Genomic DNA, 13,040 nt, shown 5'->3' with positions numbered 1-13,040 from the left:
TATCCCCGGCTAAGCCGGGGATTATTTCAAGCATCAGATTTTTTAAGACGACCGCTATGCAAGAGCTCAGATTAGGGGCTCGTCTTGGATGAGAAAAAAACCCTCCCGAAACAAAGCTTTGAGCTCAGCACGACGCCTAGAAAAAAGAGGGAAATTGTTCACAACATCTTGAATATTTTCTGTAACTCTTACCAAGTAACCGCTGCCTATTTTTTCAATAGGAAATCCTGAACCTGCAATTCGATCAACGTCAACTGCCTCAGCGAATTCTTCACCATAAAATACTGCCCAACCAATATTCGGTATCGTGCCACGATGTAGAACACCAGAAAGAAAATAGCTCTCCGAAGTCCCAGGCCTTACATTAACGGCTTCACTTTTATGAAAAACATGCATCAGAGCATAGCTTGCTCTCATAGCTAAGCATGTCTCTCGAAAAACACTTAACCAATCGACTTTACTATTAAATTTCGCTTGCACAATAAGTGAACCATCTATTTGCTCGCCCTTCATATTCCTATGTGTATGACTAATCTCCGCATCATACTTTGCTACTTTTTTTCTCTTCCAGCGGAGCCCTACAGGAAACTCAATTTTTGAACCCTGAACCTGCATTGTCGCCATTTGAGCCCAATGGGCCTCACAAGCAGGAACATTTTCAAAATCAGCAATTCGATTTTCCCATTGAAATAAGCTTTCCGGAATAAGCTTTGAATCCCTTTCTGAAAATGCCGAAAGAACCTGACTCCCAACAATCCAATTTGTAGTATCAAAATTTGTTATTACAGAGATGCGCAGCATAACTCACCAAATAAATTAAAAATCTGACAGCAATTTAGTAGAAGGATCATATCTGTATATACCTCCACCAACCTTACTTGTAACTGCATCTATCCTTGCCTTTAGTGGTACAGAAATACTCTGTATCCGTGGACTTACAACCAAATTAAATGGCTGCCCAGTCATTTCGGCTAGCTGCAACTGTGCGCGTAACTGGTCAGACATAGATAAATTTTTAACATTTTTGACTTCGAGTAACCCACCAGTATTTCTACCCCACATATCTGGGATTGTTGTTACCTGCTTTCCATTAGGGAGTTGAACAGTTACCAGAGTTGTATTTTTCGTACCACCCACATGACTGAACGCATCAACTACTTGTTTCTCAAATGCTGAGCCGTTCTGGCGGTTCATCGTGATTTGGGGAGTCTCTAACTTTCCGGCAGTCCCACCAGTTCCTTTTGCAGCATCAGCTCCAGAATTTCCACCACGTTCATTAATTCTGCCATCGTTAACAGAGACATGAGAATCCCCGTTCGCTCCCTTCTTACCCGGTAACGCACCAGTAAAGATGCTATAGATCAGCTCGCCACCGCCAATTATATAGGCATCTTCTTGAAAATTCGGGTATAACTCTGTCCCTTGAATAGCCTGTGCTGCTGCTTTTCCCGCGTAGGCTTCCACCTTACCCATATTTTCAGCAAACTTCTTACCAAACTCTGTTCCCTCAATAGCTTTCATCACCAGAAACTGCGCAACACCTTTAGGCCCCTGCGCAGCAGCCATAACATAGCCTACAGCTTCCGCTTGCTCTGGATTTTCCTTAATATATTTCTGAGCTGCCGCAAGACTCTCTAAAGTTCCCTGAAGCTCCAATATCCCAGTGGGATTAACCTGCGTTTCTTTCAGCACCAGCGAACCTTGGCTAGGAACGTTGTTACTGGGCTCTACGACCCTTTCAATTTCCTCCAGAACCTTCGGTTCGATACCATTTAATGAGGCGATACCAACAAGAACACCATCGATAAACTTTTGATCTCCCATCATCGCCATAGCTTCGCGGCGACTTTTACCGGAAAGAATCAGTGCCTCAAGTGTACTTTCTGCTAAGTCCTTCCCTGCCACAGCTTCCGCACGAGCATCCATGGGACGCCCTAAAATTTTATCCACGCGATTAATCATCACGTTGAGCGCTGACGCCGCCTTGTTAAAGTTATTCAGTGCAGTTTTGTCATAGTTGAGCAACCCATCAGACCATTGTTTCAGCGTTTCACCCGGTTTGAGTGCAGCGTCAATGGAAGAACTGCTCGCATACAAATCCGTACGCGACTCCTCATCCTTGGTGATCTCATACGCCTTGTTCACATCCCGGTTCAGCCCGGCTGTTGAATCGGCCCCGGTCTCGGCATCCTTGCGCACCACGATCTCGCCCGCCCCAACGGTGGCGCGCACGATCTGCTCGCGGTCCTTCTGGTAATCCCAGCCGCTGACGCTCCAGCCGGTTTCACCCTCCTTGCCTTTACCCACCTGGCTGCTGTCTTGTGTGGTGCCACTACCGGAGCTGTAGGTGCCGCCCACGTTCAGGTAATAGCCGTGTTCCTTGTCCTTGCCGGCGATATCGCTGAAGCCAAGGGTGCCGGTATCCAGCTTGAGGTTGCCGTTGTCAGCAGCGATCAGCGCACCGTCAATTTGGGTGTGGTTTTCGGTGCGGATATCGACCTTGTTCTTGCCAGTGATGCGGGTTTGCTCTTCAACCCAGTCGGTCTTGCCGGTGGTCTGGCCATAACCGACCGAGCCACTGAGCCCCGGAGCAGGACCAAAGGTGGCGGTGACGCTGATGTCGAATTCCTTGCCCTTGACCTTGCCGGTGTCGGCAACCGAAGCGACGTTCAGGTCCCCACCGACACGCCCGATCACTTCATCACCACGCAGGTTGGCACCCGCAATGTTGGTGTCCTTGCCACTGGTGAAGCCCAGACGGTCCCCGGCATAGAGATAGGCCTCTTGCTGGCGCTCGCCTTCACGTTCCAGATTGCCTTTGCCCATGCTGACGCTGACGTAGAAACCGACGCCTTCTGAACCAAAGGTGAAGCCCGCTTCCCCGCCACCACTGTTGCGGTTGTTCTCGCTGCTGTGGTCGTTCTGCGCGGCGCGGATGTTCAGGTCGTTGCCGGCATCCAGGTCGATGTTGCGTCCGGCCTGGGCCTGGGTCCCGATCAGGTTCAGGTCGTTGCTGGCCTTGAGGTTGATGTCGCGCCCGGCATCCAGTTGGGTGACGGTGGAGGAACCTTGGCTGCTCTCGGTGTTGGCGGTGCCGAAGCTGCCGCCGACGCCGATCTTGACGCCGCCACTGGTGCCGCCGTGGATGCCGCCCCACATCTCGGTGTTGCGGGTTTCCTCGCTGATGCTGCCTTTGGCCACATCCAGGGTGACGTCGCGCCCTTTGATGTTGATGTCGCGCCCGGCCCCCAGCTGGCTGCCCTTGACGGTCACATCGTTGTTGGCCGTGAGGTTCAGGTCGTTGCCGGCCTGCAGGGTTGAGGAGCGGTTGCTCTGCTCGATGATCTCCTGGCTGCTGCTTTGCTTGCTGTTGCCAAGCTTGACGTCGGCGGTCGGCCCGGCGAGGAACTGGCTGACCGCGTCGACGGCCTTGAGGGTGCTGGAGGCTTTGCTGGTGTTGTTTTCACCGTCGCCAGCGCCGTTGACCGCGTCCTTGGTCTTGCCGTAGTTGTGGTTGAGGGTGACGCCCAGGCCATTGCGCTCGCTTTCACGCTGTTGCTCGGTCACCCGCACTTCCCGGGCGGCGTCGATCTTGATGTCGCGGCCGGCCACCAGGTTGATGTCGTGCTCGGCCCGAAGGTCGGAACCAATCTGATTGATGTCGCGCTTGGCGTTGACCGACAGGTCTGCACCGGCGCTGATCTGGCTGGCGGCGGCGGTCTGGGTTTCGACGCGGTTCTTTTCCTTGTTGCGCTCGGCCCCGGCGAAGAGGCTGACACCGTTGTCGTCGCTGCTGACGCCTACGCCGACTTGCTTGCTCTTTTTCCAGTCCTGCTCCGCTGAGCTGTTCTGTGCTGCCACGACATTGACGTCACGGCCGGCGTCGAGGCTGACATTGCGCCCGGCGCTGATGCCGCTGCCCACCACGTTGATGTCGCGCTCGGCCTTCAGGCTCGCATCGCGATCGGCCAGCACCTGGCTGCCCACGCTGGTGCTGCTTTGCGCCTGGCGCCCGGACTCCTTGGCCGAGGCAAAGGAGACGCTGGCCCCGGAGGAGGACAGCCCGACCTTTTTCTTGTACTGCTCGCTGCGGCTGTAGGCGGTGTCGTTGGCCGAAACCAGGTTGATGTCACCCGTGTCCTTGACCAGCCCGGCGCGCAGTTCCACATCGTTACCGGCCGTGGCTTCACTGGCCCGCAAGCGGATATCGTTGCCCGCAGCCACCACCACATCGTTGCCGGCATTCAGCTCGCTGCCGACCTGGGTCGCGGTGGTTTGCAACTGGCTCTTGCCGCTTTTCGACAGGCCGAGGAAGCCGGACTTGGTCTTCTTGCTGTAGGAGCCGTGTTCCTCGACGCCGGAGAGGATCGCCACATCGCCGGTGGCGCCGACCATCAGGTCTGCGCCGGCCTTGAGCTGGCTACCGATCACCGTGACATCGCGGCCGCCGTTGATGCTCATGCCGCCATCGGCTTTCTTGCTGGTGTTGAGGGTCAGGTCTTTCCCGGCCTCGACCACAGAGGCGATGTTGGTGCTGTGGTAGCTCTCCTGCTGTTTGCTGCTGCTACGCCCAAAGGAGCCTTTGCTCTTCTTCGAGTAGAAAGAGGCGCTCTCGTCCTTGGCGGACAGCAGATTGAGATCGCGAGCGGCATCCAGCGCGACGTTTTGCTCGCCCTTCACCTGGCTGGCCACCAAGGTCAGGTCCTGACCCGCCTTGATCGACAGATCGCCGCCAGCGGTCACCGAGGATGCCTGCTGACGTACCTGATCGTTACTGCTGGTGACCTTCTTGCTCTTCGACGCGCGGTGGCTCTCATTGGCCGCAGCCTCGATGGAGACATCACGCGCCGCTGCCAGTGCCAGGCTGCCCTGGGCAGCGACCTTGCTGGCCACTATCTGCAGATCCTGGCCGGCCGCGGCGGAAAGATTGCCACCGACCTGCACTTCACTGCCGTGCTGGGTGGTCTGGCTCTGGCTCCAGCTGGTCTTCTTGTGGCGCCCGCTGCTGCTGTTCACTTGCTCAGTGGCCACCAACGCCAGATCACGTCCCGCCTTGAGACTTGCATCCCCCCCGGCCTGGAGCACGCTGCCGCTGTTACGGATATCCCGTCCGGCGTCGATATTCAGGCTGTTGCCCGCCTCGACCCGAGCCGCGCTGTTGAGGTAGTCGTTGTGCTGGATACCGCCGCCATAACGGGTGTCCTGGCTGACTTTCGAGCGCTCGTTGACGACGTCGCCCTGGGTCGCGACCAGGCTGACGTCCCGGCCTTTGAGAATCCCGCCCTGGGCGTTGCGGATGCTTTGGGTGGCCAGCAGCGACAGGCGTTCGTTGGCTTCCATCAGGCCGCTGTTGTCGATGTTCTGGGCGCTGGCTTGCAGTTGTGCACTGGCGCGCAGGGTGCCCTGATTGGCCAGGGTGCCGCCGGAGATCAGGTTCACATCGCGCCCCTGGATCAGCGCGCCATTGGGCGCCAGGCGGTTGTTGGCCTGGGCCATGTACAGCACCGGTACCAGGACCTTCTCGCCGTTGACCTCCTGTTCCTGCATCCAGACGATGTCGTGGGTCAGGGCCGCAACCTGGGCGGAGGTCAGGGCGACACCCGGTGACAGGTCAAGGGCGGTCTTGCTGGCGATCGCGTTGTCCATCAGGTGGCGGAACATCGCTTCGTCGCTGTCCAGCCCGGCAATGAAGCGCTGGCCGGTACGGGCGATCACCGCTTCGCGGATCAGTCGTTGTTCGTAGAGACCGTCGCCCAGGCGGCGCTGGGTCTGGTCGCTGTTGAAACCGATGCGGCTGAGCAGGTAGTCGGAACTGATGAACTGCTTGAGGTTGGCGAACGCCGGGTTGGTTTCGATCAGGTATTTGTGTTGCGGGTTGCGGCTGACCTTGAACAGGCCGCTGTCACCTTGCGGCAAGCTGAAACCGGGCAAGGCCAGAGGGTTGACCGCTTGTTGCTGCAGGTCCGGAGCGGCTTGCAGGTTCAGCTGTGGCAGGGCCTGAGTGCTGCTATCCACAGCAGTCATGCCAACCCGGCTGGCACTGGCGGCCACGGTTTCACCCGGACGAATCACGCTGTTTTCCAGCAGTTGGGTGCCGGTGATGTCCACCTTGCCGGCGCCCTGGATGACTGCCGCGGCGACTTCGCCACTGCCGGAGGTCTCAACCTTGCTGAAGCCGTTCAGGCTACCAAGGGCGATCGCTCCCAATGGCATCGCCGCAGGGTTGTAACTGGCAGAGTTGGGGTCGTTGTAGGCGTTGTAGCGCCCCATGTTGTTGATGAAGGTGTAGTAGGCGCCGTCGTCCTTGGTGTAGATCGAGTAAGCGTAATTGCGGATCTCGCCACCACCGGCACCGATGTTCTTCAGGCTGTTGCTTTGCAAGCTGATGTCGCCGGCGGCAGAAACGGTACTGAACTGGTTTTCGAAGCTGTCGCCCTTGAAGGTCAGCTCGGCGCCGGAAATCAGGTTACCGCGCTGGGAGTCCTCGGTGATTTTCGTGCCGTAGACCTCGGTCACCGAGTAGGAGGCTGCACAGTGCTTGCCCTTGCAGTTGTCGGTGAAGTGCAAGGTGATACGCCCGGAGGTCAGGGCCGGAATAAAGGCGAACTTCTCCTTGCGGTTCACCAGGCGATTGGCCAGCAACTGCATGCCATGGGCGCTTTCGATGGTGCCGGAAATGTTTTCGATCAGGCTGGCCGGTTGTTGTCCCGGGGCATTCACGTCCAGGCGCCCAAGGCTGTAGATGTCACCCTTGTCGTTGGTCAGGCTGCTGGTTTCCAGCTGCATGTCGGCGCCGCTGAAGATCAGCCCGCCCTGGTTGACCAGGGTCGGGGTTTCGATGTGCAGGGCATTGCCCGCCCCCAGGGTGCCCTGGTTGGTCAGGCTGTCGACCTTGAGTTGCAGGTCGCCGGCGGCCGTGAGCGTGCCGAGGTTCTGCAGGTGACTGCCGAGGGTGAAATCGGCGGCAGCACCGCTGCGCACCTCGGCCTCTTGGCCAAGGTCGGCGCGGGCGGCTGCAAGGGTCATGCGCCCCTGGCTCTTGAGAATACCGCTGCCTTGGTAGGAGCCACTGAGGATCAGCTTCAGGTCGCCGTCGGTTTCCAGGCCGCCATCGTTGATCCAATGATCACCACTAGCCTCGACCCCCTCGACCGAGACCAGCTTGCCAGTGCGTGTCTGGGTGAAGGTCCCGACCTTCAAGCCGATCTTTTGTGCCTGGATCCGGCTGGTGTTGCTCCAATCCGCCAGGTCCAGATCCAGCCGACTGTTGGTGATGAAACTACCGCCAGCATTGCCAGCGTCCGCCAGGGACAACACGAAGCCTTGTTGCCCCAGGTGGCGCACCAGCCCTTGCTGATTGCTCAAGCCCCCACTGCTCAGAATCAAGCGCTGATTGCCGATCTCCACCAGGCCCTGGTCGTTATCGAAACGACCACCGATGCTGAAGCGGCTCTCGCCCTGCTCGCCCAAGGCCCGCAAACGACCCTTGGCGTTGCTCACTGAACCGGCGTCCACCGCGAGGCTTTCCCGAGACTCGATCAGCCCCGCGTCGTTGTCCAGCTTGCCGGAAAGCGCCAGCCCGATGGTTTCGGCGCTGAGGCTGCCCTTCTGATTCTGCAAGCTGTCGACGGAGAGTTGCAGGTGCTTCTGGCTGGCGATCTCGCCCTCGTTGTTGCGGAGCTCGCCGCCCTTGAGCTGCAAGTCGCCTGTAGTGGACAGCACATGCCCCTGATCATTGAGCAGACGGGAACTGCTGCTGATCTCGACTGCCGCCCCGCGGGCCTGCCCCTGAGTGTTGTCGAAGGTCGCGCTTTTGACCTCAAGCTTGCCAGTCTGGGCGTTCAGTCGTCCTTGCTGGTTGCGCAGTTCATCGGCTTCCAGGCTCAGTTTTCCGGCACCCGTGAGGATCTTGCCGCCGCCGTTGTCGAGGACCTGTTTGACCCTGGCCTTGAGCTCGCCCTGGTTGGCTTGCAGGGTGCCCTGGCGGTTATCCAGGCTGTCGGCGTTCAGGGTCAAGTCTGCGCTTTTGCTGAGCAGCAGGCCCTGATCGCGGTTGTCCAGAGTGTCGAGTACCACCTTGACAGACTGCTCGGCGGCCAGGGTCCCGCCACGATTATCCAGACTGCTGCCCTCAACCTTGAGGGCTTGCTGGCCAATCAACTGACCACCACGGTTATCAACACGACCGGCCTTGAGGTGCAGATCACCCGCAGCCACCAGTTCCGCGTCCCGGTTATCCAGGCGCTCCAGATCAGTCGTGAGGCTGCCCCGGGCGTTGATAGTGCCGGTATTGGTCAGACTGCCGCCCTGAAGCTGCAGATGGCTGCTGGGATTGATGGTCTCGATAGCCTCTTGCCGCTGGAGCCCCGCATTAAGCTGACCACGACTGACCACCTGCCGGCCTTCGAGGTGCACGTTGCCGCCCGCTGTCAGGTTTTTGTCCACCGCCAGTTTTTCAGCAGCAACCACTTTGGCGTTCCGGTCCGCGTACACCGACTCGGTCAGTTGCACCTCTTGCGCCTTGAGTTGCAAATCGCCCAGGGCCTGAGCACGAGCCAGGGTCAATTTGCCATTGGCATCGATTTGCAGGTCGCCGCCGCTGGTGGCCATGTCCCCCGCCAACTTCACCCCCACCCCGGCTTCAGTGCCCACCAGCTTGATCGCCCCGGCGTACATGCCGCCCAGGGCTGACGAGTCGATCGCCAGTTGCGGCGCATCCGCCGGGTTGGCGGTGCGTGCCGTGGCGTTCAAGGTCTGGGCGTCGACATCGTTGGCCCCGGCGATCACCGCCAGGTGCTTGGCCTGGATCTCGGCGTTGATCTTGGCGCTGCGGGTGATGATTTCGAACTGGTCGATATTGCTCGCGTTGAGCCCCGCGCCTTCGATGGCGACGCTGCCCTGGTCCACCTGGTAACGCTGGACCTGACCGTTCTCGATCACCGGTTTGCCGGTGGTCAGGGTGGCTTTTGGGGTGTTGATGAAGCCGCAGCCGTTGCAGGTCACGCCATAAGGGTTGGCGACGATGACATGGGCTGATTGCCCGGCCACTTCGGTGTAACCCTTTAGCTGGCTGGGGCTCCCGCCATTGACCTCGTTGAGGATCACATTGGCCGCGCGGCCACCCAGGTTGGGGTTGCCGATGATGTAGCCACCCAACTGGGTGTTCTGCAGGTTTTGCGTGGCGTTGTTGAGAATTACGCCCTGCTGGCCGACGTTGTAATCACTGAACTTGTTGTGGGACAGCCCGCCGCCATTGGGCGCAGCAATGTTGACGATAGGCACGCCATTGGCCGCTTGCCCGAGGCTGGTGCCGCTGCCGTTGACCACGATGCCGTCGGCCATCGCCACCACCGGCTGCCAGAACATCATGTTGGCCAGGATGAACGCCAGACCACGCTTGGGCAGGCCCCAAAAGGACTCACGGGATTGCAGGGCAGCCGAAGGCTGGCGGGCCAGGAAGGCAAACTGACGAACGTCCATGTCGAAAATCTCAGGCAAAAAGCGGAATTAGAGGAACAGGTCCAAACGGAAGTAGATCGGTGCTTCCCGCTCACTCAGGGCATCTGGCCGCTCGAGGGAGTGGGCGAAGGTCAGGCTGGCGGCGAGGTGCTTGCCGCGGGCGAAGAACTCGATGGAGTCGCTGGAGACCCGGCCATGCTGCTCGGCGTTGTAGCGGTCGTTGCGGATCGCGCCGACGTCATAGCCCAGCCCGGTGCCGTACTCGGCGAACGCCGGGCGCAGCCAGTTCCAGGTCACCGGGCGACTCCAGCGCAGGTCGTTGCGCCAGTAGTAGCCGCTGTCGCCATTGAGGCTCTGGTCCTTGTAGCCACGGATCGAGGACTGGCTGCCCAGGCTCATGCGTTGCGAGCTGAACAGCACATCCTCGCTGCGCTGGCCGGTGACCAGGCTGCTGAACACCAGGGACTCGTCCCACAGCTTGAACGGCTGCAGGTAGCTGGCGGTGGCGGTGTATTTCCGATAGCGGGCGTTGGCCTGGCGATTGCCGTATCGGTCACGCTGGTTTTCGCGCTGGGCATCGAAGGCACCGATGCCGTCCTGCAGCCCCAGGTCGAAGTTGACGAAAGCGCCGCCGATGCGCCGGCCATGGTTGATGCCGAACTGGGCTTCACTGAGGCGGTTGCTGCTGTTGGCGAGCTTGCTGTCTTCGATGTAGTTGTTGGTGCGCAGGTAGCTCAGGCCGCTGTTCAGCGAGGTCTTGCTCACGGCGTCGCGGTGGATCACTCGCTCCAGGCGCAGTTGGTGGTTCTGGCTGTCGCCGGTCTGTTTGAAGTTGAAGCCCTGCCCCTGGGCCAGGGAGCGGTATTCGCTCTGGCTGTAGCTGTAGCTGAGGTTCCACCAGCCAAACGGCAGGTTGTAGTAGAGCATGGCGTTGCGCGAGGTTTTCTGGTGGTCGCTGATGGCGTCGTGGCCACCGCGCAGCACCAGTTGATCGGCCAGGCCCAGGGGGCTGTCCCATTCGAAAGAGCTTCCCCACTGTTGCTCGCCGGTGCTCTTCTGGCCCTCGTTGCTGCGCGACAGGCCGACGCGCCAGGGCTTTTGCGGGTTGTTCTTGACCAGGACTTCACTGCCGCCCACGGCCTGGCCCGGGGCCAGTTCCATCTGCGCCTGGTTCGACGGCAGGCGGTTGAGCTGGTCGACCATCTGCTCGATCTGCCGCAGGTTGAGCAACTCACCGCTGCTGCCGGGAAAGGCCATGTTCAGTTCGCGGGCGCTGAGCTTGCTGCCTTCGGCGGCCTTGAGGCCTTCGAGCTTGCCTTCCACCACCAACACCTGCAGGTGGCCGCTGGAAAGATCCTGTTGCGGCAGGTAGGCGCGGCTGGTGACCAGGCCCTTTTCGATGTAGCGGTTGGTGATGACCTTGAGCAGCTCGTTGAGCTGAGGCACTCCCAGGCACTGGCCGATGTAGGGCTTGAGCAGGCTCTCGCGCTCGCTGGCGGACAGCGAGTCGGCGCCCTTGAGCTGGATGTCCTTGATCGGGAAGCAGCGGCTGTCGGCGGGCGCGCTGGGTGCCACCGGCGTGGCGCTCTTGCCGGGCAGGTCCTTGAGTTCTTCGAGACGCCGCTGCTGTTCTTCCAGCAGGCGGTTCTGCCGGTCGCGGATCAGGTCCTGGTCGCCGGGGCTGAACGTCGGGGCCGGTAAGGGGGCGGCAAGGGCCGTGTGCAAGGGGCCAGTCAGCAGCAGGCAAGACAGCGCGCAGCACAACCTCATCCCGAGGGTGGAGAGAGACATATTCGATCCTTCGAAAGGGCAGCAAGGCCAAGACAGGGCGCGGATGTTAATGTGCCATCATCTTGACGTCAAATGAGCGCCGAGCAGGCTGAAAGACTGTGTAGTTCCCAAATAATCCGGGCCCTTCAGCGGATGCCGATACTAGATTTGCTCCAGTCACCGACACATCAGACATTTCTTAATCTTTAGGCCTCATTTCTTGGTGGCGGCCTGCAGGCCCAGCCCGGCCAGGGAGAAAACCCGCAAGCCAGGCAAAAAAAAAGCCCGGACCAGGTCCGGGCTTTTCATCGACAGCAGGCGGCGGGCTTACTCAGCCGCCGGCGCCTGTGGCTTGCGGCGCTTGAGCGGCGCCAGGCCGTCCTGGCTGACCAGGCTGTCGCTTTTCGGGCGGTTGGCGGTCTTGCGCTTGGTCGGCGACTTGGCCACGGACTTTTTCTTGTCGCCCTTGGCGTCAGTCTTTTTCTTCTTCACGCCAACGGCCTTGCCGGACGCCTTGACCTTTTTCGGGCCGCTGTAGGTGCCTTTGACCTCCTTGATGGTGCGGCGCTCGAAGCTCTGCTTGAGGTAGCGCTCGATGCTCGACATCAGGTTCCAGTCGCCGTGGCAGATCAGCGAGATGGCCAGGCCATCGTTGCCGGCGCGGCCGGTACGACCGATGCGGTGCACGTATTCGTCGCCGCTGCGGGGCATGTCGAAGTTGATCACCAGGTCCAGGCCGTCGACGTCCAGGCCGCGGGCGGCGACGTCGGTGGCCACCAGGATCTTGACCCCGCCCTGCTTCAGGCGGTCGATGGCCAGCTTGCGGTCCTTCTGGTCCTTTTCGCCGTGCAGGACGAACGCCTTGTAATCCTGGGCCACCAGGCGACCGTAGATGCGGTCGGCCATGGCCCGGGTGTTGGTGAAGACGATGGCCTTCTGGTAGGTCTCGTTGGCCAGCAGCCAGTTGACGATCTGTTCTTTGTGCTGGTTGTGGTCGGCGGTGATGATCTGCTGACGGGTGGTTTCGTTGAGCTGGCTGACGCTGTTGAGTTGCAGGTGCTCAGGGTTGTTGAGGACCTTGGCAACCATCTCCCGCAGGCCGGAGCCGCCGGTGGTGGCGGAGAACAACATGGTCTGCTGGCGGTTCGGGCATTCGTCCACCAGGCGCTGCACGTCTTCGGCAAAGCCCATGTCGAGCATGCGGTCGGCTTCGTCGAGCACCAGCACTTCGACTTCTTTGAGATCCAGGTTGCCGGCGTTGAGCTGCTCCAGCATGCGCCCCGGGGTGCCGATGAGGATGTCCGGCACCTTGCGCAGCATGGCGGCCTGGACCTTGAAGTCTTCACCGCCGGTGATCAGGCCGGACTTGATGAAGGTGAACTGGGAGAAACGCTCGACTTCCTTGAGGGTCTGCTGGGCCAGTTCCCGGGTCGGCAGCAGGATCAGGGTCTTGATGCTGACGCGGATCTTCGCCGGGCCGATCAGGCGATTGAGGATCGGCAGGACAAAGGCCGCGGTCTTGCCGCTGCCGGTCTGTGCCGTCACCCGCAGGTCACGCCCTTGCAGCGCGAGCGGAATAGCCGCTGCTTGCACCGGCGTCGGCTCGACAAATTTAAGCTCGGCCACGGCTTTGAGCAGGCGTTCGTGCAGGGCGAATTGGGAAAACACGGGTGCTACCTCGAAGATATGCAAAAAAACAGCTGCATAGGGTAACGGTTTCGAGCGCGAAGGCCGAGTTTCTTTGTGCAAACGGTGGCAAAGAGTTGGTTTTTTGTTAGCCGATTTGTCCTTAACCGTAACTTTGTCAGGGT

At 59.8% G+C, this 13,040-nt stretch carries 4 protein-coding genes; all 4 read right to left on the bottom strand.

Annotated features, from left to right (window positions below; translation table 11 throughout):
- Positions 1 to 66: 66 nt before the first annotated feature.
- Positions 67 to 801 carry a hypothetical protein gene (locus tag PST29_RS31590; RefSeq protein ID WP_148659601.1) on the bottom strand — a complete coding sequence of 245 codons (735 nt, stop codon included), beginning with the start codon at positions 799 to 801 and terminating at the stop codon, positions 67 to 69.
- Positions 802 to 816: 15 nt separating this feature from the next.
- Positions 817 to 9,480: a hemagglutinin repeat-containing protein gene (locus PST29_RS07935; RefSeq protein ID WP_082729191.1), complete on the bottom strand. Its 8,664-nt coding sequence runs from the start codon at positions 9,478 to 9,480 to the stop codon at positions 817 to 819.
- 27 nt (positions 9,481 to 9,507) lie between these two features.
- Positions 9,508 to 11,250, bottom strand: a complete 1,743-nt coding sequence (locus PST29_RS07930) for a ShlB/FhaC/HecB family hemolysin secretion/activation protein (protein ID WP_060838068.1) — start codon at positions 11,248 to 11,250, stop codon at positions 9,508 to 9,510.
- Between the two features lie 306 nt (positions 11,251 to 11,556).
- Positions 11,557 to 12,897, bottom strand: coding sequence for a DEAD/DEAH box helicase (locus tag PST29_RS07925; RefSeq protein WP_060842770.1), 1,341 nt, complete (start codon positions 12,895 to 12,897; stop codon positions 11,557 to 11,559).
- Positions 12,898 to 13,040 lie beyond the last annotated feature (143 nt).

This window comes from Pseudomonas sp. St29 (assembly GCF_001547915.1).
In the GTDB taxonomy this organism is placed as follows: Bacteria; Pseudomonadota; Gammaproteobacteria; order Pseudomonadales; family Pseudomonadaceae; genus Aquipseudomonas.
The sequence above is the reverse complement of the archived record's forward strand: the minus strand, read 5'-3'. Positions and strand labels throughout refer to the sequence as shown.